Origin of the sequence: Streptomyces sp. CB09001, from assembly GCF_003369795.1 — a bacterium.
Lineage (GTDB): Bacteria > Actinomycetota > Actinomycetes > Streptomycetales > Streptomycetaceae > Streptomyces.
Map to the genome: position 1 here is coordinate 1,041,947 of NZ_CP026730.1, position 22,288 is coordinate 1,064,234.

The 22,288-nt window shown below is 72.2% G+C and carries 19 protein-coding genes; 6 read left to right on the forward strand and 13 right to left on the reverse strand.

Annotation, left to right across the window (positions count from 1 at the left end; all coding sequences use genetic code 11):
- The first annotated feature begins 63 nt into the window (after positions 1-63).
- Both C4J65_RS04860 and C4J65_RS04865 read left to right on the forward strand, forming a co-directional pair.
- Positions 64-774 carry an FCD domain-containing protein gene (locus C4J65_RS04860; RefSeq protein WP_115741259.1) on the forward strand — a complete coding sequence of 237 codons (711 nt, stop codon included), beginning with the start codon at positions 64-66 and terminating at the stop codon, positions 772-774.
- A 106-nt stretch (positions 775-880) separates the two neighbouring features.
- Positions 881-1,573 (forward strand): gamma-glutamyl-gamma-aminobutyrate hydrolase family protein, encoded by a 693-nt coding sequence (locus C4J65_RS04865; RefSeq protein ID WP_115741260.1) that lies wholly within the window; start codon positions 881-883, stop codon positions 1,571-1,573.
- 151 nt (positions 1,574-1,724) lie between these two features.
- On the opposite strand, the gene C4J65_RS04870 is transcribed toward C4J65_RS04865, so the two are convergent.
- Positions 1,725-2,726, reverse strand: coding sequence for a LysR family transcriptional regulator (locus C4J65_RS04870; protein ID WP_115741261.1), 1,002 nt, complete (start codon positions 2,724-2,726; stop codon positions 1,725-1,727).
- A 70-nt stretch (positions 2,727-2,796) separates the two neighbouring features.
- On the opposite strand from C4J65_RS04870, the gene C4J65_RS04875 reads away from it, so the two are divergent.
- The gene (locus tag C4J65_RS04875; protein WP_115741262.1) at positions 2,797-3,963 is read left to right on the forward strand and encodes a TDT family transporter; all 1,167 of its coding nucleotides are present in this window, start codon (positions 2,797-2,799) and stop codon (positions 3,961-3,963) included.
- Here the strand turns inward: C4J65_RS04875 and C4J65_RS04880 are convergent.
- The 4 genes from C4J65_RS04880 to C4J65_RS04895 all read right to left on the reverse strand — a co-directional run bounded on the left by C4J65_RS04880 (position 3,890) and on the right by C4J65_RS04895 (position 9,303).
- Positions 3,890-4,609, reverse strand: a complete 720-nt coding sequence (locus C4J65_RS04880; RefSeq protein WP_115746303.1) for a helical backbone metal receptor — start codon at positions 4,607-4,609, stop codon at positions 3,890-3,892. The two genes, C4J65_RS04875 and C4J65_RS04880, sit on opposite strands and share 74 nt — an antisense overlap.
- 10 nt (positions 4,610-4,619) lie before the next feature.
- Positions 4,620-5,189, reverse strand: coding sequence for an XRE family transcriptional regulator (locus C4J65_RS04885; RefSeq protein WP_115741263.1), 570 nt, complete (start codon positions 5,187-5,189; stop codon positions 4,620-4,622).
- 411 nt (positions 5,190-5,600) lie between these two features.
- A complete protein-coding gene (locus tag C4J65_RS04890) occupies positions 5,601-8,216 on the reverse strand; it encodes an ABC transporter permease/substrate binding protein (protein ID WP_115741264.1) in 2,616 nt (871 codons plus the stop codon).
- Positions 8,209-9,303: a betaine/proline/choline family ABC transporter ATP-binding protein gene (locus C4J65_RS04895; protein WP_115741265.1), complete on the reverse strand. Its 1,095-nt coding sequence runs from the start codon at positions 9,301-9,303 to the stop codon at positions 8,209-8,211. The genes C4J65_RS04890 and C4J65_RS04895 overlap by 8 nt, the downstream gene beginning before the upstream one ends.
- A gap of 193 nt (positions 9,304-9,496) precedes the next feature.
- Here C4J65_RS04895 and C4J65_RS04900 point away from each other — a divergent pair, with 193 nt between their 5' ends.
- Positions 9,497-10,402, forward strand: coding sequence for a 5'-3' exonuclease (locus C4J65_RS04900; protein ID WP_115746304.1), 906 nt, complete (start codon positions 9,497-9,499; stop codon positions 10,400-10,402).
- 105 nt (positions 10,403-10,507) lie between these two features.
- Positions 10,508-11,350 carry a siderophore-interacting protein gene (locus C4J65_RS04905; RefSeq protein ID WP_115741266.1) on the forward strand — a complete coding sequence of 281 codons (843 nt, stop codon included), beginning with the start codon at positions 10,508-10,510 and terminating at the stop codon, positions 11,348-11,350.
- A gap of 394 nt (positions 11,351-11,744) precedes the next feature.
- Here C4J65_RS04905 and C4J65_RS04910 read toward each other — a convergent pair whose 3' ends face one another.
- Positions 11,745-12,326, reverse strand: coding sequence for a GNAT family N-acetyltransferase (locus C4J65_RS04910; protein WP_162833030.1), 582 nt, complete (start codon positions 12,324-12,326; stop codon positions 11,745-11,747).
- Positions 12,327-12,432: 106 nt separating this feature from the next.
- On the opposite strand from C4J65_RS04910, the gene C4J65_RS04915 reads away from it, so the two are divergent.
- A complete protein-coding gene (locus C4J65_RS04915; protein ID WP_115741268.1) occupies positions 12,433-13,383 on the forward strand; it encodes an RluA family pseudouridine synthase in 951 nt (316 codons plus the stop codon).
- Between the two features lie 21 nt (positions 13,384-13,404).
- Here the strand turns inward: C4J65_RS04915 and C4J65_RS04920 are convergent, their stop codons facing one another.
- From C4J65_RS04920 to tatC, 7 genes are all read right to left on the reverse strand, one after another.
- The gene (locus C4J65_RS04920; RefSeq protein WP_115741269.1) at positions 13,405-14,901 is read right to left on the reverse strand and encodes a cytochrome P450; all 1,497 of its coding nucleotides are present in this window, start codon (positions 14,899-14,901) and stop codon (positions 13,405-13,407) included.
- A 78-nt stretch (positions 14,902-14,979) separates the two neighbouring features.
- Positions 14,980-15,600 (reverse strand): ATP/GTP-binding protein, encoded by a 621-nt coding sequence (locus C4J65_RS04925; RefSeq protein WP_115741270.1) that lies wholly within the window; start codon positions 15,598-15,600, stop codon positions 14,980-14,982.
- Positions 15,581-16,015 carry a DUF742 domain-containing protein gene (locus C4J65_RS04930; protein WP_115741271.1) on the reverse strand — a complete coding sequence of 145 codons (435 nt, stop codon included), beginning with the start codon at positions 16,013-16,015 and terminating at the stop codon, positions 15,581-15,583. Before C4J65_RS04930 ends, C4J65_RS04925 begins: the two co-directional genes overlap by 20 nt.
- Positions 16,012-16,419: a roadblock/LC7 domain-containing protein gene (locus C4J65_RS04935; protein ID WP_003977197.1), complete on the reverse strand. Its 408-nt coding sequence runs from the start codon at positions 16,417-16,419 to the stop codon at positions 16,012-16,014. The genes C4J65_RS04930 and C4J65_RS04935 overlap by 4 nt, the downstream gene beginning before the upstream one ends.
- On the reverse strand, positions 16,416-18,041 hold the full coding sequence (locus C4J65_RS04940) for an ATP-binding protein (RefSeq protein WP_115741272.1): 1,626 nt from the start codon (positions 18,039-18,041) through the stop codon (positions 16,416-16,418). The genes C4J65_RS04935 and C4J65_RS04940 overlap by 4 nt, the downstream gene beginning before the upstream one ends.
- Positions 18,042-18,409: 368 nt before the next feature.
- Complete coding sequence (locus C4J65_RS04945; protein ID WP_115741273.1) at positions 18,410-21,262, reverse strand: DEAD/DEAH box helicase; 2,853 nt, start codon at positions 21,260-21,262, stop codon at positions 18,410-18,412.
- Between the two features lie 67 nt (positions 21,263-21,329).
- The gene (gene tatC, locus C4J65_RS04950) at positions 21,330-22,280 is read right to left on the reverse strand and encodes a twin-arginine translocase subunit TatC (protein ID WP_115741274.1); all 951 of its coding nucleotides are present in this window, start codon (positions 22,278-22,280) and stop codon (positions 21,330-21,332) included.
- Positions 22,281-22,288: the final 8 nt, after the last annotated feature.

Genomic DNA, 22,288 nt, shown 5'->3' on the forward strand with positions numbered 1-22,288 from the left:
AACCTTTGGTTGGGAAGGGGGCGCGGCCGCGTGCGGGAGGAATCCGGCGGAAGTGCCGGGAGCGTGACGGACCGGCTGGCGCCGGTACTGCGACCGGTGCGCGCCGGGAACGGCTTCGAGGAGGCGCTGGAGCAGATCCTCCAGGTCGTCAGGCTGGGCCTGGTGGCGGGGGGCGAGCGGCTGCCGGCCGAGCGGGAGCTGGCGGAGCGGCTGGGGATCAGCCGGGTGACGCTGCGCGAGGTGCTGCGGGTGCTCCAGGACCAGGGGCTGGTCGAGGCGCGGCGCGGCCGCTATGGCGGGACGTTCGTGCTGCCCCGGGCGGACGCGGGCGGCGGGGACGAGCTGCGGCGCCGGGTGGCCGGGGTCGACATCGAGGACGTGCTGCGCTTCCGGGAGGTGCTGGAGGCGGGCGCGGCCGGGCTGTGCGCGGCGCACGGGCTGACGGACGCGGGGGCGGCGCGGTTGCGCGAGGCGCTGGCCGGTACCCGGGAGGCGCCGCTGGCGCAGTACCGGCGGCTGGACACGATGCTGCACCTCACCCTGGCGGAGCTGTGCGGCTCACCGGCGCTGGCGGCGCAGTACGCGGCCGTCCGCGCCACGCTGAACGACCTGCTGGACTGCATCCCGCTGCTGGTGCGCAACCTGGAGCACTCCCAGCGCCAGCACGCCGCGCTGGTGGAGGCGGTGCTCGACGGGGACGCGGACGGGGCGCGGGAGATCGCCCGGGAGCACTGCGCGGGCACGGCGGCGCTGCTGCGCGGGTTTCTGGCGTGAGGGTATTGCCGTGACCACGCCCTCCGGCAAAGGTGTGAGAACGGTCCATTGCCCGATCCATCCACCCCATCACCGACCCATCACCAACCCATCATCTGGAGGACGGATGGCCGACCGGCCGCTGATCGGGGTCAGCACGTATCTGGAGTCCGGGGCGCGCTGGGGCGTGTGGGAGCTGGAGGCGGCGCTGTTGCCGGCCGGTTATCCGCGGCTGGTGCAGCGGGCGGGCGGGCTGGCCGCGATGCTCCCGCCGGACGCGCCGGAGCAGGCCGCCGCGGCCGTAGGCCGTGTCGACGGGCTGGTGATCGCGGGCGGCCCGGACGTGGAGCCGATGCGTTACGGCGCCGAGCCCGACCCGCGCACCGGCCCGCCGGCCCGGGCCCGGGACACCTGGGAGCTGGCGCTCATCGAGGCGGCCCTGGCCGCGCGCGTCCCGCTGCTCGGCATCTGCCGGGGCATGCAGCTGCTCAACGTCGCCCTGGGCGGCACCCTCGTCCAGCACATCGAGGGGCACGCCGAGGTGGTGGGCGTCTTCGGCGGCCACCCGGTCCACCCGGTGCCGGGCACGCTGTACGCCGGTGCCGTGCCGGAGGAGACGTTCGTGCCGACGTACCACCACCAGGCGGTCGACCGGCTCGGCACCGGCCTGGTCGCGTCGGCCCACGCGGCGGACGGCACGGTGGAGGCCCTGGAACTGCCCTCCGGCCGCGGCTGGGTTCTTGGTGTGCAGTGGCATCCGGAGATGGGCGAGGACGTACGGGTGGTGCGGGCCCTGGTGGACGCGGCCCGGGCGGGCTGACCGGGGCCCGAGGACCGGACCGGACCGGCCCCGACCCTCAGCCCACAACCCGCAGCCCTCAGCCCTCAGCCCTCAGCCCTCAGCCCTCAGCCCTCAGCCCCCAGCCCATGAGGGTCCCCCTTACGACCCCGGGCCGGTCGCGTCGGTGCGTCTACGCCCTGGTCAGGGACAGCAGTTGACGGGCCGGGCCGGTGGGGCGGTGGCCGGTGGGCCACACCGCTCGCAGGTCGCGGGCCAGGACGACGTCCGCCACGGGGACGCTGACCAGGCGCCGGGTGGTCAGTTCCTCGCCGACGGCGAGCTCGCTGAGGACGGAGGGGCCGGCGCCGCCCACCGCGGCCGCCTTCACCGCCGTGGTCGAGGACAGTTCGATCAGGGGGCGGGCCAGGCCGCCCAGCGCCGCGTCCAGGACCTGCCGTGTGCCCGAGCCCTTCTCCCGCAGGATCAGCGGGGTCGCCGCCAGCTCCGCCGCCTCCAGTGGGCGTCTGCGGCGGGCCCAGGGGTGACCCGGCGCGGTCACGACGATGAGCCGGTCGTGACCGATGACCGCGGAGTCGAGGCCGGTCGGCACACTGACCCCCTCCACGAAGCCGAGGTCGGCGTCGTCGGCCAGCAGGCGCTCCGCGACGGCCGCCGAGTTGCCCGCGAGCAGCGACACCGCGGTGTCCGGCAACTGGGCGCGCAGCGCGACCAGCCAGCCCGGCAGCAGGTACTCGGCGATCGTCATGCTCGCCGCGACCCGCAGCCGTGAGTCCCGCCGGTCGCGCAGCGCCTGCGCCCCCGCGTCGAACGCCTCGGCGGCCTCCACGATCCGCCGCGCCCAGTCCGTGACCAGCGCCCCCGCGTCGGTGAGCCGGGAGCCGCGCGGCGACCGGTCCACCAGGGCGACGCCGAGTTGCCGTTCCATCGAGCGGATGCGGCTGCTGGCGGCCGGCTGGGTGATGCCCAGTTCGCGCGCCGCCCCGCCGAGGCTCCCCAGGCGCGCCACCGCCAGCAACAGCTCCATCGCCCCGAGGTCCGGTACCCGGTGTGCCAGCGAGCCCGCCACCTGCCGTGCCCGCGTGTCGTGCCCGCCCTCGGTGCCACCGCTCGTGCCACCGCTCGTGCCACCGCTCGTGCCACCGTTCGCGCTGCTGCCCGTACCGCTGCCCATAACTCCAGCTTATGCCCTCATAGAGACAGGGTCCCTGGTCAGGGGTTACGCCCGCGGCGACCGTGGAGCCATGGTCACCGCAGCCCAGCCCCGCTCCCCCTCCTCCGTCGCCGGCCCGGCCGTCCGGCGGGTCCCGGCCGTCCGGCATCTCGGGCCCAACTGGTACGCCTGCGTCATGGGCACCGCCATCGTCGGCACGGCGGGAGCCGCGCTCCCCGGGCAGCTGCCCGGCCTGCGCGCCGTCTGCACCGCGGTCTGGGCCCTGTCCCTCGTGCTGCTGGCCGTCCTGCTGACCGCCCGGTCGCTGCACTGGCTCCACCACCGCGACCAGGCCCGCGCCCACCTCCTCGACCCCTCGGCGGCCCCGTTCTACGGCTGCCTGTCGATGGCCCTGCTGGCGGTCGGCGGCGGCGCGCTCGCCCTCGGCCGGGACTGGATCGGCGCCCCGGCCGCGGTCGCCCTGGCCACCGTGCTGTTCACCGCCGGTACGGTGATCGGGCTCGCGGCGGCGGTCGCCGTGCCGTACCTGATGGCCGTACGCCACCGCATCGAGCCGGGGCAGGCCAGCCCGGTGTGGCTGCTGCCGCTCGTCGCACCGATGGTGTCCGCGGCCGTCGGACCGCTGCTGGTGCCGCACCTCCCGGCGGGGCAGCCCCGCGAGACGCTGCTGCTCGCCTGTGTGGCCATGTTCGGCGTGAGTCTGTTCGCGACGCTGGTGACGCTGCCGGTGGTCTTCGGCAGGCTGCTCACCGGCGGACCGCTGCCGCTCGCCCTGACCCCGTCGCTGTTCCTGGTCCTCGGTCCGCTCGGGCAGTCGACGACCGCCGTGGGAAAGTTCGCGGACATGGCGCCGGGGGTCGTGCCGGAGCCGTACGCCGAGGGCTTCTCGGTCTTCGCCGTGCTGTACGGGGTGCCCGTGATGGGCTTCGCGCTGATGTGGCTGGCCCTCGCCGCCGCACACGTCGTACGGGCCCGCCGGGCGGGCATGCGCTTCTCGATGACCTGGTGGTCCTTCACCTTCCCGGTGGGCACCTGCGTCACCGGCGCCGAGGCGCTGGCCCGCGAGACGGACCTGGTCGTCTACGACGGGCTCACCGTCGCCCTGTACGCCCTTCTCGTGGCCGCCTGGGCCGTGGCCGCCGTGCACACCGCTCGCGGCCTGGTCAGCGGCGTACTGCTCGCAGGGCCGCGGCCAGCGTCCGGGGCGCCTCGGCCAGCGACGGCCCGTACCACGTGAGATGCCGCCCGTCGACGAGGGCGCAGGGCAGGCCGGGGAAGGCCTCCGGGCCGTCGTCGGCGGTGAAGCGGTACGGCTCGTCCGGCAGGACCACGACGTCCGGGCGGGCCGCCCGCAGTTCGTCCACCGGGATTTTGGGGTAGCGCTCGGCGTGCGCGGCGTACAGGTGGTCGACGCCGAGGCGGGCGAGGACGTCGCCCGCGAAGGTGTCGCGCCCCAGCACCATCCAGGGCCTGCGCCAGACGGGCACGACGGCCGTGGCGCGCCGCTCCGGGACCGGCTGGGCCGTCCAGGCGGCCTGCGCCTCGTCCAGCCAGCGGGGCCTGGAGGGTGCGCCGCAGGCCGTCAGTACCCGGTCCAGCTCGCTGATGGCCTGCGGGACGGTGCGGACCTCGGTCACCAGCACCTCGACGCCTGCCGCCCGCAGGGCGTCCAGGTCGGGGGCCCGGTTCTCCTCCTCGTTGGCGACGACCAGGTCGGGGGCGAGGGAGAGGACGCGGCCGGTCTCCGGGTTCTTGGTGCCGCCGACGCGGACGACGTCGAGACCGGCCGGGTGGGTGCACCAGTCCGTGGCGCCGACCAGGGCACCCGGCACCGTACGCGCCACCGCCTCGGTCAGCGACGGCACCAGCGAGACCACCCTCACCGGCACGCCCTCACCGGCGGGGGCCTTCCCGGACCGCCTCGATGTGCTCGGCTACGGCGACGACGATCAGCCGGGTGTCCGGCACGGTGGCCCGCCAGCGGTGCCGCACCCCGCCGGTGAGGTACAGCGTGTCGCCGCGCCCGAGCCGGTAGGCCCGGCCCTCGGCCTCGATCTCGACCGCGCCCTCGGTGACGTACATCAACTGGTCGTTGCGGTACTGCAGTTCCCGCCCGGCGTCGTGGTCGCCGGTGAACTCGGAGGCGTGCATCTGGTGGTGCCCGCGCACCAGGGAGCGCACCCTGGGTGTCAGCTCGGGGTCGGGGTCCTCGGCACGGACCACGTCGACGCTGCACGCGGGGTCGGCCGCGGCGAGCAGTTCCACGGCGGTGGTGCGCAGGGCGTCGGCCACCTTCTCCAGGGAGGTCTGGCTGGGCCGCGCCCGGTCGTTCTCGATCTGGCTCAGGAAGGGCACGGACAGGCCGCTGCGCTCGGACACCACGGCGAGGGTGAGTTCGAGGTCCCGGCGCCGCCGCCGTACGGCCGCGCCCACCCGGAGGTGCTGATCTTTGTGGTCGCCCATCGCTCCGGCTCCCTCCTTCGCCCGTCGTCGTACCGTCGCCGTGCCCCGCGCGGGGCACCGTCCTCCTGATGAGTTCTCTGCACCCTACGCATGTTCGGCAAACCGTTTCATGCGGCCGTCACATCGATGTCACGGTGTGGTGGCCGCGACCTCACGTTTCTCGCCACGGGTGGGACCGTCCGCGCGCCGTGGCACACGTCTTACCGGTTCAAGGCGTGGACGGCCTTCCGTGTTCCCGCCAGCCGCTGGCGCCCCGGCCGGGTCACGCTCAGGCCGGGGCTTGGCGCTCCGTGGTTGGCCGAATCCCTACCGTGTCCGGGCCGGGAAAGCCCCGAGGGGTGGGTCCGAGGCGCCCTGGGAGGACGCCGTCGGGCCCACCCCTCGGGGTGACCGTCACGGAGTGCCGCGCTCCTACGGGGTCATCCGGCCGACCATGTCCGGGTGCTCCTTCAGCCAGGCGGCGACCGCTTCCTCCTCCTGGCCCTGACCGCGGTCCTTGATCTCGGCCTCCAGGCTGCCCAGCTCGTCCTCGCTCATCTTGAAGTTCTTGATCCACTCGGTGAGCTGCGGGTACTGCTCGGGGAACTTCTTGCTGGAGATGGTCCGGATCGTGTTGCCCTCGCCGAAGGCCTTCTTCGGGTCCTTCAGCTTGGTCAGCTCGTAGTCGCTGTAGGCCCAGTGCGGCGACCAGAGGGTGACCGCGACCGGCTCCTTCTTGGCGAGGGCGCGCTTGAGCTCGGCCAGCATGGCGGGCGTGGAGCCGTCGACGACCTCGTACTCGTCCTCCAGGCCGTAGCCGGGCAGCACCTCGTTCTTCAGGAGCTGCATCTCGCCGGTGCCGGGCTCGATGCCGATGATCTTCCCGTCGAAGAGGTCGCTCTTGCCCTTGAGGTCGGCGAGGGACTTGACGTCCTTCACGTACGAGGGGACGGCGATCTCCAGGGAGGTCGGCTCGTACCAGGTGCCCAGGTCGACGAGGTTGTCCTTGTGCTTGTTCCAGTAGTTGCTCTGGGCGTAGGGCAGCCATGCGTCGAAGTTGAGGTCGATGCCTCCTGAGGCCAGGCCGGTGTAGACCGGGCCGACGTCCATCTGCTTCAGGTTCATCTCGTAGCCGCGGCGCTCGAGGACGTTCTTCCACAGGTAGGTGACGGCGACGTCCTCCTCCCACGGGAACCAGGCCACGTCGAGGGCCTGCTTGGCCTCGGCAGGAGTGCCGCCGGCGGCGTTCTCGACCGGGGCGAGCTTGTCGACGACGCCCGGGTTGGCCTTCAGCCAGGTGCGGACGGCGTCCTGCTGGCGGCCCTTGCCGGCCTTGTTGATCTCGGCCTCGAGGCTGGTGAGCTGCTTCTCCGTCATGGAGAAGTCCTTCAGCCACTTGGCCGCGACCGGGTTGTCCGCGGAGAAGCCCTTGCGGGACAGCGAATGCACGCCGTCGCCCTTGCCCCAGGCGCCCTTGGGGTCCTTCAGCTTCTTCAGCTTGTAGTCGTTGTACGCCCAGTGCGGGGACCACAGCGTGGTGACGATCGGTTCCTGCTTGCTGTAGGCCCGCTTCAGCTCGGCCAGCATCGCCGGCGTGGAGCTGTCGACGACCTTGTACTCCTTGTCGAGGCCGTACTCCTTGAGCACCTTGGTCTTGAGCAGGTTCATCTCACCGGCGCTGGGCTCGATGCCGGTGATCTTCCCGCCGAAGAGGTCGGCCTTGCCCTTGAGGTCCTCGAGGGAGTCGATGTCCTTCATGTACGCCGGGACGCTCAGCTCCAGCGACGTCTCGTCGTACCAGGAGCCGAGGTCCTCGAGCTGCTTGCCGTACTTCTTCCAGTACTGCTCGTGGGTCGTCGGCAGCCACGAGTCGGTCTGGAAGTCGATGTTGCCCTGGGCGAGCGCGGTGTAGAGCGGGCCGGCCTCGAACTGCTTGGCCTCGACCTCGAAGCCGCGCTGTTCCAGGATCTCCTTCCACAGGAACGTGGAGGCGACGCCCTCGTCCCAGGGGATGTAGCCGATGGAGATCTTCTTGCCGTCGCCGACGTTCTTGCCGCCGCCCGCCGTGTCGGCGTCGTCGGAGCTGCCGCCGAACATGCCCATGCCGCCGGCCACCAGGGCGAGGATCACGATGCCGACCACGGCGACCTGCGGCTGGGGGCGGTAGGACCAGATCTTCAGGCCCTTGGCGGCGCGCGCCTTGGCCGCGGCGCGGCGACCCAGCGGGGAGACGTGGGTGCCCAGGGCACTGGTCATGCGGTCCAGGTAGATCGCGAGGATCACGATGGCGAGACCGGCCTCGGCGCCGAGGCCGACGTTGAGCTGGCCGATGGACTCCATGACGTCGCCGCCGAGGCCGCCGGTGCCGACCATGCCGGCGATCGCCGCCATGGACAGGCCGAGCATGATGACCTGGTTGACGCCCGCCATCACCGTGGGCAGCGCCAGCGGGAGCTGGACGCGCAGCAGGGTGTTGCCGGGCGTGGTGCCGAACGCCTCGGCCGCCTCGACCAGTTCCTTGTCGACCTGGCGGATGCCCAGCTCGGTCATGCGGACGCCGGGGGCGAGGGCGAAGATCAGGGTGGCCACGATGCCCGGGGCGGAGCCGGTCCCGAAGAACAGGATCGCCGGGATCAGGTAGATCATCGCGGGCAGCGTCTGCATGAAGTCCAGGACCGGCCGCACGAACGCGCTCACCCGGTCCGAGCGGGCCGCCCAGATGCCCACCGGCACCGCCACGACCAGGGCGATGATCGTGGCGACCAGCAGGAGCGCCAGGGTGACCATCGCGTTCTCCCACAGTTCGAGGGAGTCGATGAAGGCGAATCCGGCGAAGGAGAGGATGCCCGCGAAGGTGCCGCGCAGCCAGAAGGCGATCACGGCGAAGATACCGGCGAGCAGCAGCGGCTCGGGGGCCTGGAGGACGGCGTTGATGCCGTCGTAGGCGCCGGTGAAGATGTCCTTGAGGAAGGTGAAGAGCCAGGAGACGTTGTCGAGCAGCCAGTCGACGCTGCTGTTGACCCAGTCGCCGAGGGGAATCCTAGGCACGGCTGATCACCTTCTTGCCGCCCTTGTCCCGCGGGCTGTCGCAGACACCGGGGACCACGTTCTCGTCGTCGCCGAGGAACCCGATGAGCCGCTGGGCCGGGACGACGCCGACCAGTCGGCGGTCACCGTCGACCACCGCCACCGCGTGGGGCACGCGGGCGCTGATCGCGCACAGCTCCGAGAACGGCGTCCCGGGCGTCGCGGTCTCGCAGTCGCAGTCCGCCTCGTCGCCACGCACGTCGGTCTCCATGACGGCGGCGGCGGTCAGGACGCGGGAGCGGTCGACGTCCTTGGTGAAGGAGGCGACGTAGTCGTTGGCGGGACGTATCAGGATGTCCTGCGCGGTGCCTATCTGCACGATCCGGCCGTCGCGCATGACGGCGATGCGGTCGCCCAGGCGCATGGCCTCGTTGAGGTCGTGGGTGATGAAGACGATGGTCTTCTTCAGGGTCTTCTGCAGGTCGAGCAGCTGGTCCTGCATGTCGCGGCGGATCAGCGGGTCGAGGGCGCTGAAGGACTCGTCCATCAGCAGCAGGTCGGCGTCCGTGGCGAGCGCGCGGGCCAGGCCGACGCGCTGCTGCATGCCGCCGGACAGCTCGTCGGGCCAGGACTTCTCCCAGCCGGCCAGGCCGCACAGGGCGAGCGCCTCGTCGGCGCGGCGCTCGCGCTCGGCGCGGGGCACGCCCTGCACTTCAAGACCGTAGGCAGCGTTGTCACGGACGCTGCGGTGGGGGAAGAGCGCGAAGTGCTGGAAGACCATGCTGATCTTCATGGAACGGACCACGCGCAGCTCGCGGTCGCTGAGTTCGGTGAGGTTCTGGCCCCCGAAGCGGACGTGCCCGGCGGTCGGCTCCGACAGACCGTTGAGCATGCGCAGCAGCGTGGACTTGCCTGATCCGGACAGCCCCATGACCACGAAGATCTCGCCGGGCTCCACGGTGAAGGACGCGTCGATGACGGCGGCGGTGGTGCCGTCGGCGCGCAGTTCCTCCCGGACGTCTTCGCCCTGGCGCAGTCGTTCGACCGCCTGATCCGGTTTCCTGCCGAAGACCTTGTACAGGTTCTCGGCCTCTAGTCTGGCTGACACGCTTACCTCTTGGCTCGGGGGCAGGGGCAGGGCCCAAAGCTCCCCTAACAGTTGAATGCATCAACCAGCTTCGGCCCGGGTGCGCGCCTGCCCCGATCCTTATGCGCCAAACATTTGAGTGATTCAGTTCACAGGTCCTCCCTCACTCACCCACACCACCTGCGGCATGATGCGAGGCGTGACCGGACGACTGATGCTTCTCGACACCGCCTCCCTCTACTTCCGCGCCTACTTCGGCGTGCCGGACTCGGTGAAGGCGCCCGACGGCACGCCGGTGAACGCCGTGCGCGGGCTGCTGGACTTCATCGACCGCCTGGTCAAGGACCACCGGCCCGAGCACCTGGTGGCCTGTATGGACGCCGACTGGCGACCGCGGTGGCGGGTGGAGCTGATCCCCTCCTACAAGGCGCACCGCGTGGCCGAGGAACGACCGGCGGGGCCCGACGAGGAGGAGATGCCCGACACGCTGTCCCCGCAGGTGCCGGTCATCGAGGCCGTACTCGACGCGCTCGGCATCGCCCGCGTCGGCGTGGCGGGGTACGAGGCGGACGACGTCATCGGCACGTACACCGCGCGGGCCACCGGCCCGGTCGACATCGTCACCGGCGACCGCGACCTGTACCAGCTCGTCGACGACGCGCGTGGCGTGCGCGTGCTCTACCCGGTCAAGGGCGTCGGCACCCTGAACCTCGTCGACGAGGCCGCGCTGCGCGAGAAGTACGGCGTCGACGGCGCCGGGTACGCCGATCTGGCGCTGCTGCGGGGGGACCCGAGCGACGGGCTGCCCGGGGTGCCAGGCATCGGCGAGAAGACGGCGGCCAAGCTGCTCGCCGAGTTCGGGGACCTGGCCGGGATCCGGGCCGCCGTCGACGATCCGAAGGCGAAGCTGACGCCCTCGCAGCGCAAGCGGCTGACCGAGGCCGGGCCGTATCTCGCGGTCGCCCCGAAGGTCGTCCGGGTCGCGGACGACGTGCCGCTGCCGGACACCGGCACCCTCCTGCCGCACGGCCCGCGCGACGCCGGGGCGCTGGACGCGCTGGCGGCCCGCTGGGGGCTCGGCGGGTCGCTGCAGCGGCTGCTGACCACGCTCACCGCCTGAGCGGCGCCGCACGGCGGCCTGTTTCCATGAGCCACCTACGGGCGGGGATGCTAGCTTAGGTATGCCTAACTCAGGGAACCGCACGCAGGGAGCAGGGAGGCCGTCATGGCAGACCGTCCGGCACGCAAGCCGCGCAAGCCGCACACCGCGCAGGTCGTCCGCACCGAGCGGCTGACCCCGCACATGCAGCGCGTGGTGCTCGGCGGCGAGGGACTCTCCGCGTTCGCGGCGGACACCTGCACCGACCACTATGTGAAGCTGCTCTTCCCGTCCGGGGGCGCGACCTACCCGGAGCCCTTCGACATGGAGCGGATCCGCGAGGACTTTCCCCGCGAGCAGTGGCCGGTGACCCGGACGTACACCGTCCGCCACTGGGACGCCGAGCACCGCGAGATGACGCTGGACTTCGTCATCCACGGTGACGAGGGGCTCGCCGGGCCCTGGGCGAAGCGGGTGCGGCCGGGCGAGACGGTCCACTTCATGGGCCCCGGCGGCGCCTACGCCCCCGACCCCGCCGCCGGCTGGCACCTGCTCGCCGGTGACGAGAGCGCGCTGCCCGCGATCGCCCGCTCCCTGGAGGCGCTGCCCGACGGTGCCCGCGCGTTCGCCTTCGTCGAGGTCGAGGGGCCCGAGGAGGAGCAGAAGATCGACTCCGACGTGGAGGTCGTCTGGCTGCACCGCGCCGGCCGCCCGGTCGGGCAGGCCCTGGTCGAGGCCGTGCGCGCGCTGGAGTTCCCCGAGGGCAGGCTGCACGCGTTCGTCCACGGCGAGGCGGCCTGCGTGAAGGAGCTGCGCCGGTACCTGCGCGTGGAGCGCGAGATCCCCCGCGAGGACCTGTCGATCTCCGGCTACTGGCGGCTCGGCCACAACGAGGACGGCTGGCAGGCCTCCAAGCGCGAGTGGAACGCCCGCGTCGAGGCCGAGCAGGAGGGCGCGACGGCGGCGTAAGGCTCCGCCCGCCCTCGAACACGCCCCCGCCGGTCTCCTTGGCGGCCCCCTCGGGCCACGAGCCCGTCAGTCGCCGCGCACGCATCCGGGCGAGCGCATGCCGTGCCACCCGCCCGGGATCGCGGCAGGGCAGTGCCACCGGTCCCCGCCGCCCTCCACGGCGAAGCCCGCACGGGTAACCGGCCCCGCCCGCTCAGCCGCGCACGGCGCCGCCCCGGCTCCCACCCCTCCGGTGGGCAGCCACGCCGGTCACACCCTTGAGTCGCCGCGTACGTACCCGTACGGGCGCGTTCCAGCGCGAGGTTGCCGCGGGGGCGCCGGGAACGGGCCCCGCCCGCGGGGGCACCGCCCCGGCCCCCGCCGGGACCTGGCAGACCCGCGGGTCACGCTTGCGTCAGTCGCCGCGCACGCGCGCGTGCAGGTGCATGTCGTGCCACCCGTCCGCGTGGAGCACGGCGCTGCGCTTGGTGCCCTCCAGGGCGAAGCCGGTCTTCTGGGCGACCCGGCACGAGGCCTCGTTGGCCACGGCGTGCAGGAGTTCCAGGCGCTGGAAGCCGATCTCGTCCAGCGCCCAGTGGGCGAGGGCCCGCGTGGCCCGTGGGGCGACATCCCGGCCGCGTGCGTCGGCCGTCGTCCAGTAGGCGACCTCGGCCACCCCGTCACCCAGCACCCACTCGCGCAGCGCGACCCGGCCGAGCAGTCGGTCGTCCGCCGCGTCGGCGACGGCCCACTGGACGCCGCGCTCCCGTTCCCAGGCGCGCTGCCACTCGGTGATCCAGCCCCGCACCTCCTCCTCGGAGTCGGCGGCGCGGACGTGCCACTGGTGCATCACCGGGTCCTGGAAGGCCGCGTGCACGGCGGGGGCGTCCTCGGTGCGCCACGGGCGCAGCACCAGCCCGTCGCCGGTGGGGAGCGTGGGCTGCGGGGCGCGGGAAAGGGTGCCGGCCGGGAGGACCGGGCGGGTCAGGAAAGGCATGGACGGCATCCTGCCAACGGGCTCGGACCGCGGCCCAGCGGTTTTCCGGCGGACCCGGCCCACTCGGCCTGCCGCAGCGGGTCACCGCCTCGTACGCTGGCAGGTGATGAGACGCCGTACCCCTCCCCCGCCCTCGCCCCTGCCGCAGCGCGACGGCATCGACGCGGTGCGGGTACGGCTGCCCGCGGACGGGCCGTGGTGCACGGTGCGCGAGCACCTGACGGAGCGGCTGTCGGGGGCGGGCGCCGGCGTCGTGGACGGCATGTTCGACGCCGGGCTGTTCGTCGGGGCGGACGGGCGCCCCGTGGCGGGCGACGCGCCGTACGAGCCGGGCATGTTCGTGTGGTTCCACCGCGAGCTGCCCGCCGAGGTGCCGGTGCCCTTCCCACTGGAGGTCGTGTACCGCGACGCGCACATCGTCGTCGTGGACAAGCCGCACTTCCTGGCCACCACCCCGCGCGGCGGCCACGTCACGCAGACGGCGCTGGCACGGCTGCGCCGGGAGCTGGACATCCCGGCGCTGGGTGCCGCGCACCGCCTGGACCGGCTCACGGCGGGGCTCGTCCTGTTCACCGTGCGCCCCGGGGAGCGCGGCGCGTACCAGGGCCTGTTCGCCGCCCGGCGGGTGCACAAGGAGTACGAGGCCGTCGCCCCGTACGACGCGGCGCTCGCCCTCCCCCGGACGGTCCGCAGCCGGATCCTGAAGGAGCGCGGGGTGCTCGCCGCCCGCGAGGTGGCCGGCGAGCCGAACGCCGTGACCCGCGTCGAGCTGCTCGCACACCGGCCGGAGCACGGGCTGGGCCGGTACCGGCTGGTGCCCGGCACCGGCCAGACGCACCAGCTGCGCGTCCACATGAACGCGCTCGGCGTGCCGATCCTCGGCGACCCCCTCTATCCGGAGGTGGCCGCTCCGGTGCCGGCCGGTGACTTCCGGCGCCCGCTGCAACTGCTCGCGCGGGAGCTGGGATTCACCGATCCGGTCACCGGGCGCGAGCACCGCTTCCGCAGCGGCCGGTCCCTCGGCGCCTGGACCGCGTACGAGGACTGGGCCGCGTAAAGGACCGGGCCGGGTCGGCCGTCAGTAGCCGCGCCACCAGAGCAGGAACCGCTGCCAGGCACCGCGGGGGCGGGGGTGCCCCGCTCCCGGCGCCTGCTGGGGCTCGGCGGCCGTCACCGACGCGGGCTGCGGCGGTTGGGAGGGCAGCGGGGGCTGGGTCCGCCGTTCCGGCTTCGGCAGGCCGACGTGCCAGGGGGCGCTCCGGGCCGGGGCCGGTGCGTGACTCGGCTGCTGCATGATGTCCTGCTGTGCCCGGGGCTCGAAACGCACCGGGAGTTCCACCAGGTGCCGCGAGGCGATCGACGACCGCCAGCGCAGGTCGTCCTCGTCGCAGTCGAGCTGGAGGTCGGGCAGCCGCATCAGCAGTGCGTCGATGCCGGCGTCGGCGATGGCCCGCCCGATGTCCTGGCCGGGGCACTCGTGCGGCCCGCCGCCGAAGGCGAGGTGGGCGCGGTTGCCCATCATGCTGGCGCTCAGGTCCGGGCGGATGCGCGGGTCGACGTTGCCCGGCGCGATGCCGAGCAGCAGGCCGTCGCCGGCGCGGATGCGCTGGCCGCCGAGTTCCGTCTCCTGCTTGGCGAAGTAGGCGAAGACGGTGCTGAACGGCGGCTCGTCCCACAGGGACTGCTCGACCGCCTGGGGCACCGTCATCTGCCCGCCGCTGAGCTGGGCGCGGAAGCCCGGGTCGGTGAGCACCACGCGCATCACGTTGGCGATCAGGTTGACCGTCGCCTCGTAGGCGGCCAGCAGGACCACCCGCAGGTGTTCGCGGACCTCGTCGTCGGTGAGCCCGGCCGGGTGGTTGACGAGACGGCCGGCGATGTCGTCGGCCGGGTCGGCCCGGCGGGCGGCGGTGAGCCGTCCCAGCGCCTCCATGACGTAGGCGTGGCTGGCGATCGCCGTGTCGGTGCCCTTGAGGGTGTCGCGGGCGGCCTCCACCAGGCGGTCGTTGTACTCCTCGGGCATGCCGAGCAGATGGCACATCACGCCCATCGGCAGGTGCTCGGCGAACCGGCTGACGAGGTCGGCGCGGCCCTCCTCGCAGAAGCGGTTGACGACGCGCTGGGTGTAGCGCTTGATGTGCCGGCGCAGCTCGCGGTAGTCGAGGTCGGACATGGCGCTGGTGACCGCGCCGCGCAGGCGCTTGTGCTCGTCGCCCTCGGCGTGCGAGCAGATGGGCTGCCAGGCGATGTGCGGCATGAGGGGGTGGTCGGGCTTGACCATGCCCTCGTTGAGCGGGGTCCAGATCCGGCTGTCGCGGCAGAACTGGGAGGGGGTGCTCACCATGTGCAGGTTCTCGGCGTGCCCGAGGACCACCCACATGGGTACGTCGTCGTGGAGCAGCGCGGGCGCCACCGGCCCGTGCTGCTCGCGCAGCTTCTCGTACAGCTCTTCCAGGTCGTCCGCCTCGTGCAGCCGGTGCAGTCCGCCCGGCCCGAGGCCGTGCGCGGGGCAGCCGGGGGGTGGTTCGAGCAGGGGTTCGCCCGTTCCGGTCGGGGAGTGGCTTTCAGGCGTCACAGTCTCGCTCCGCAACAAAAGGTGTGGTCACGTCAGAAGGGGTGGGTCACGTCGGAGGTGGTGGGTGGGGCGCGCGGGTCAGGTGAGCGCGCCCTTCATGGCGAGGGAGTGCAGGAAGCGCATCAGGGTCATCAGGACGTCCCGGCTGGAGGCCCGGCGCCGCACGTCGCAGTCGAGGATGGGGATCTCCTCGGGCAGGTCGAGCGCGGTGCGCAGTTCCGCGACGGGGTAACGGGGGGCGTCGGGGAAGGTGTTGACGGCGACGACGAAGGGCACGCCGCGTTCCTCCAGGCGGCCCATGACGTCGAAGCTGACCTCCAGGCGGCGGGTGTCGACCAGGACGACCGCGCCGAGGGCGCCCTCGAACAGGCCGTTCCACAGGAACCAGAAGCGCTCCTGGCCGGGCGTGCCGAAGAGGTAGAGCACCAGCTCGTCGGTGATGCTGATGCGGCCGAAGTCCATGGCGACGGTGGTGGCCGTCTTGGAGGCCGAGCCGTAGTTGTCGTCGACGCCGATGCCGGCCTGGGTCATCGTCTCCTCGGTGGTCAGCGGCCGGATCTCGCTGACCGAACCGACCATGGTGGTCTTGCCGACCCCGAAGCCGCCCACGATGACGATTTTCACGGCGGCCTCGGCCGTGTGCGGCAGCCGGTCCTCGGTGCGTGGGCCCGGGATCGTGTCAGAGCTTTTGAAGTCCATGCATCACCGCTTCGAGGAGGTTTCGGTCGGCGACCTTCTGGCGGACGATCGGGGCGCGGGCCTGCACCAGTTCCGACGCCAGCAGGTCGGTGAGCAGCACGGTCACCACACTGAACGGCAGGCTCAGATAGGCCGACAGCTCGGCCACGGACAGGGGCGCGGCGCACAGCCGCAGCAGGGCGGCCTGTTCCGGTGTGGCGGACACCGGAGGGTCGGCGCGGGCCACGATCAGGGTGACGAGGTCGATGTCGGCGCGTTCGCCGCCTCCTTCACCGCCGATGACGAAGAGCCGCTCGGGGTTGCGGACCTCGCCCTCCCTAACGGACGCGCCGGGAGGGGCGGGCGCGGCGGGCCGGTGGGGCGCGGCGGGCCGGTCGGGCCCGGGGGATCGCCTCTGGCGCCTGGGAGGAGTCATACGGTCTGCCCGTTGCGCCGTGCCGGACTGGTGAGGTGGGGGCCGATCCGGGCGACCAGGTCGGCCATGCTCAGGCCCATCCGGCCGGGTTCGCAGCGGACGTCGGAGAGTACGGCGAGATAGGCGTTGGGACCGGCGGCCATCAGGTAGAAGTAGCCGCCGTTCATCTCGATGAGCACCATCTTCATGTCGCCGTCGCTGGTGGGGATCTCCTGGCTGACGGCGCTGGCCAGGCTCTGCAGTCCCGCGCAGGCGGCGGCGACCCGGTCGGCGGCGTCCGGGTCTCCGGAGTAGCGGGCGATGCGCAGGCCGTCGGCGGAGAGCACCACGATCATCTCGATGCCCGGGACACCGTCGTAGAGGTCCCGGAGCATCCAGTCGAACTTGCCTTGCTGCTCGATCACTTGAGGTTCCCCTCGTCGTCAGCCGGGGCGTGGGCCGGCTGGTTGCTGCTGGACTGCTGGTGGGCCTGGGTGCTGCCCGGGTGCTGCTTGAGCCCCTCCCAGAAGGCGCCGATGAAGTGGCCCGGCGGGAGGCCGCCCTGGTCCTTGTCCTGCGCGGGCTCCGGCTCCGCGGGCGCCGGGATGCCGTTGCGGGCGCGTTCGGCGGCCTGCCGTGCCTCGCGTTCGGCGTCCTCCCGCTCCCACGCCGCCTGCTCGGCGAGGCGCTGGCTGAGCGGCATCTTGACCCGGCTGCGGCGCTGCGGGAGCCCGCCCGCCGTCCACTCGGTCACCTCCGGAACGTCGTCCTCCATGGACACCGTCGCGGGGATCCGGGGGCTGGTGGGACGGCGCTTCTTGGGCTTGCGCTCCGGTCCCGGCAGCGCGTCGGGGCCGGGGGTGGGGATCGAGGTCGCGCCGATGCCGTGGGCGAGGCCGACGCCGGGCTCGGTGGTCATCATCTTGCTGGGCACGATGAGGATGGCGCGGACGCCGCCGTACGCGGAGGCGCGCAGCGAGACGTCCATGCCGAACTGGGTGCACAGCCGGCCGACGACGGACAGGCCCAGGCGCGGGTGGTGGGCGAGGTCCTGTACGTCGGTGCCGCGCTTGGCCTGCTCCAGCAGGCCCTCGATGCGGCCGCGGGACTCCTCGCTGAGGCTGACGCCGGCGTCCTCGATCTCGATGCACACACCGCTCTGCACCTCGGTGGCGGTGACGTGCACCTTGGCCGCGGGCGGCGAGTAGCGGGTGGCGTTGTCGAGGAGTTCCGCGGCGGCGTGGATGACCGGTTCGACGGCGGTGCCCTTGATGTTCACCTTGGCGATGGAGGCCAGGTTGATCCGGCGGTACTCCAGGATCCGGGACATGGCGCCGCGCAGCACGCTGTAGAGGGCGACCGGTTCGGGCCACTGGCGTCCGGGCCGGCCGCCGCCGATCACGGAGATGGAGTCGGCGAGGCGGCCGATCAGCGAGGTGCCGTGGTCGATGCGCAGGAGGTCGTCGAAGACCTCGGGGTTGCGCCCGTGGTCCTCCTCCATCTCGCGGAGTTCCTTCTGCTGCTGGTGGACGATCGCCTGGACACGGCGGGCGATGTCGACGAAGGAGCGCTCCGCGGACTCGCGCATCGCGTCCTCGTGGTCGACGATCTCGCAGACCATCCGGATCAGCTCGCGCTGCGGCCCGCCGAGTTCGGTGTAGGCGGGCTTCACCTCGCCGAGGCGGCTCATCAGCTCGCGGGGCGTGACGCCCCGGCGCATGAAGTGCAGGACGTCGGGGATGACTTCGGCGCCGAGGCGGACCATCTCCTCGTGGTGGCTCGCGGCCCGGTGCTCCAGATACGCGGTGTGACGGGCGTGTTCGGCGCCGAGGGCCCGCAGCGCGCGGCCGCGGCGTACCGCTTCGGCGGCCGCGGCGATCACGAGGACGGTGGCGACGGCACCGCACAGGCCGACGGCGAGCCGGGCCGGTTCCGTCACGAGGGCGACGGCGGCCCCGGTGGCCGCGGCCATCATTATGGCCGGCAGCAACAGCGTTCGCGCGTAGGGAAGTTCACGGCGACCTGGAGGGGAATCAACACTCACCATGTAGGCCCTCTGAAAAGGAATCGGCTGGGATGGGGAAGCTTGCGGCGGGGTATGTCTGGGAGTTGTCGGGATCTTCGGCGCATTGGGAACAAGCGCGCGATTACACCTCAACTCGGTGCGCTGCGGGCGAGCTTAGTCCGGGGGGATCAACGCCGTGTCATATTCGGCAAGCACCTGAAACGGGCATGGGGACTGGAGTATGGTCGGGCCCATTTGCACGCCGGGGAGTCATTCGAACACATGGAGTAATGCCTCAAGGGTGCTCGAAAATCACTCACCGTGATGAGGGACCGGCGGCGCGGTGGGTGGGGAACGCGCGAAGGCCCGGCGGGTTCTCCCGCCGGGCCGGTGAGGTGTCGGAGCCGGGGTCAGCCCACGGACGAGTAGGCGACCACCCCGCGCAACAGCTCGTCGACCGCCTTGCGCGCGTTCTTCGGGACGGTGGAGCCCGCGCCGGGCGCGGCGGCCGAGATCTGACCGAGGACGTCGATGACCTGCTTGCACCAGCGCACGAAGTCGCCGGCGGGCATCTCGACCTCGCGCAGCACCTCGTCGAGCCCCTTGCCCGAGGCCCACATGTACGCCGCCCAGGCGAAGCCGAGGTCCGGCTCGCGCTGGCCGACGCCCTCGGTCTGGCTGATCCGGAAGTCCTCCTCCAGGGCGTCCAGGCGGCCCCAGATGCGGACCGTCTCGCCGAGCGCGGCCTTGGCCCTGCCGGAGGGCAGCTTCGGTGCCGTCGCGTCGTCCGCGGCCCGCGACTCGAAGACCAGCGCCGAGACGCAGGCGGCCAGCTCGGCCGGGGAGAGCCCCTCCCAGACGCCCTCGCGCAGGCACTCGCTGGCGAGCAGGTCCAGCTCGCCGTAGAGCCGTGCCAGGCGCTTGCCGTGCTCGGTGACCTCGTCGCCGCGCAGGTAGTCCAGCTCCGTCAGCAGCGCGACGATCCGGTCGAAGGTGCGGGCGATGGTGTTGGTCCGGCCCTCGATCCGGCGCTCCAGCTGCGAGGTGTCGCGCAGCAGCCGGTGGTAGCGCTCGGCCCAGCGGGCGTGGTCCTCGCGGTCGTCGCAGCCGTGGCAGGGGTGGGCGCGGATCGCCTTGCGCAGCCTGGCGATCTCCCGGTCGTCGGCCGCCTGGGAGCGCTTCTTGCGGGCCCGCTCCGGCGGGATGTGCCCGGCCTTGGTGCGCAGTGCGGAGGCCAGGTCGCGGCGGGACTGCGGCGAGCGCGCGTTGAAGGACTTCGGGATCCGCATCCGGTCCAGTGCCTCGACGGGGACCGGGAAGTCGATCGACGCCAGCCGCTTGACCTGCCGCTCGGCGGTCAGCACCAGCGGGCGGGGCCCGTCGTGGTGGTCGAAGCCGCGGTGGCCGTTGGACCGCCCGGCGGGCAGACCCGGGTCGAGGACCAGGGCGAGGCCCGCGTACTTGCCGGTGGGCACGTGGATGACGTCGCCCGGCTTCAGCTTCTCCAGCGCCACGGCGGCCTCGGCACGCCGCTGGTCGGCGCCCTGCCGGGCCAGCTCCTGCTCGCGGTCCTTCAGCTCGCGGCGCAGCCGGGCGTACTCGTCGAAGTCGCCGAGGTGGCAGGTCATGGACGCCTGGTAGCCCTCCAGGCCCTCCTCGTTGCGCTGCACCTGCCGGGAGATGCCGACGACCGACTTGTCCGCCTGGAACTGCGCGAACGACGTCTCGAGCAGCTCCCGCGAGCGGTGCCGGCCGAACTGCTCGACCAGGTTGACCGCCATGTTGTACGACGGCTTGAAGCTGGAGCGCAGCGGATACGTGCGGGTGCCGGCCAGTCCCGCGAGGTGCTCGGGGTTCATGGCACGCTGCCACAGCACCACCGCGTGGCCCTCGACGTCGATGCCGCGCCGGCCGGCCCGGCCGGTGAGCTGGGTGAACTCGCCGGGGGTGATGTCGGCGTGCTGCTCGCCGTTCCACTTGACGAGCTTCTCGAGGACGACCGAGCGGGCAGGCATGTTGATGCCGAGGGCCAGGGTCTCGGTCGCGAAGACGGCCTTCACCAGTCCGCGGACGAACAGCTCCTCGACGACCTCCTTGAAGGTGGGCAGCATGCCCGCGTGGTGGGCGGCGATGCCGCGCTCCAGCCCCTCCAGCCACTCGTAGTAGCCCAGGACGTGCAGGTCCTCGCGGGGGATGGCGGCGGTGCGCTCCTCGACGAGGGCCCGCACCCGCTCCCGGGCGTCCTCGTCGTTGAGCCTGAGGCCGGCGTACAGGCACTGCTGGACGGCGGCCTCGCAGCCGGCCCGGCTGAAGATGAAGGTGATCGCGGGCAGCAGGCCCTCGGAGTCCAGCCGCTCGATGACCTCGGGGCGGCTCGGCGTCCACACGCGCGAGCGCTGTCTGCGTTCCCGCTCCCGGTCGGCCTCCTTCATGGCGCGGCCGCGCCTGCGGTCCTGGTAGGAGGGGCGGCTGGCCTCCAGGCGCGCCATGCGCGTGAGGTCGGGGTTGACGGCCTTCTTGTGGCCCTCGGCCTCCTCGAACAGGTCGTACATCCGCCGTCCGGCCAGCACGTGCTGGAACAGCGGCACGGGCCGGTGCTCGGAGACGATCACCTGGGTGTCGCCGCGCACGGTGTCGAGCCAGTCGCCGAACTCCTCCGCGTTCGACACGGTCGCCGAGAGTGACACCAGGGTGACGGACTCGGGGAGGTGGATGATCACCTCCTCCCAGACTGCGCCGCGGAACCGGTCGGAGAGGTAGTGCACCTCGTCCATGACCACGTGCCCGAGGCCGAGGAGGGTCTGCGAGCCCGCGTACAGCATGTTCCGCAGGACCTCGGTGGTCATCACGACCACCGGGGCTTCGGAGTTCACGCTGTTGTCGCCGGTGAGCAGGCCCACCCTGTCGCTGCCGTAGCGGCGGCAGAGGTCGGCGTACTTCTGGTTCGACAGGGCCTTGATGGGCGTCGTGTAGAAGCACTTCCTGCCCTGCTGGAGGGCGAGGTGGACGGCGAACTCGCCGACGATCGTCTTGCCGGAGCCGGTGGGCGCGGCCACCAGTACGCCCTTGCCCGCCTCGAGTGCCTGACAGGCCTCGATCTGGAAGGGGTCGAGGCCGAAGTCGTACATCTCGCGGAAGGAGGCGAGCGCGGTGGCCTGCTCGACAGCGCGCTGGCGGGCTGCCGCGTACCGCTCGGCCGGTGAGAGATCCTCTGTCATCGTGCTTTCGAGCGTACCGGCCCGCACCGACAACCGGACGATCATTATCGGGATCGGCCGTGTGGGGGGCGCGTGTGGGCGGCGACGCGTGCCGTCACCGCCCCGGCGGTCCTCAGGTCACGTCGTCGTAGCCGTTGACCCGGTCCTTCGTGGCCTGCTCGGGCAGGGCGCGGGCGGTGGTCACGGGCTCGACCTCGCCGATGTCCTCGGGGGTGAGGTCCAGGTCGGACGCCTCGTCGTCGTCGGGCTCCAGGGCCTCGCGGCGGGCCTTGCGGCGGTCGTTCAGCAAGGAGATGGTGACCGCGGCGAAGTACAGGACCCAGATCGGACCGGCCAGCATGATCATGGTCAGGGGGTCCGTGCTGGGCGTGGCGATGGCCGCGAACAGCGTGATGCCCATGATCATCGCGCGCCACCAGCCGAGCATCCGCTTGCCGGTCAGCACGCCGGTGAGGTTGAGCATGACCAACAGCAGGGGCAGTTCGAAGGAGAGGCCGAAGACGACCACCATGCGCGTGACCAGGTCGAGCAGCTCGTCCAGCGGCAGCAGGTTGTCGACGTCGTTCGGCGTGAACTCGATCAGCACCTTCGCCGAGGTGGGCAGCACGGCGTAGGCGAAGTAGGCGCCGACCAGGAACAGCGGGGCGCCGGTGGCGACGAAGGCGTAGGCGTACTTCTTCTCGTTCCGGTGCAGCCCCGGGGCGACGAACGCCCACAGTTGGTAGAGCCAGACCGGCGAGGCCAGCACGACGCCGGCCGTCAGGGACACCTTCAGCGCCAGGGTGAAGGGACCGAGCAGACCGTTGATGGTGATCTGCGCGCACGGCTCCGAGCCGGCCTCCGACTGGGCCAGCTCCGCGAACGACTTCTCACAGCCGATCGACTGGAGGATCGGATCCGTGAGGGCGTTGATGATCCACTGATAGAAGAAGGCGGCGACCACCGTGACGACGACGATGGCCAGCAGCGCCTTCGCGAGCCGGTTGCGGAGCTCACGAAGGTGTTCCGCGAGCGGCATCCGCCCCTCGGGGTCCTTCTCCTTGTTGCGGGCAGGCTTCAGCAACCCACGTT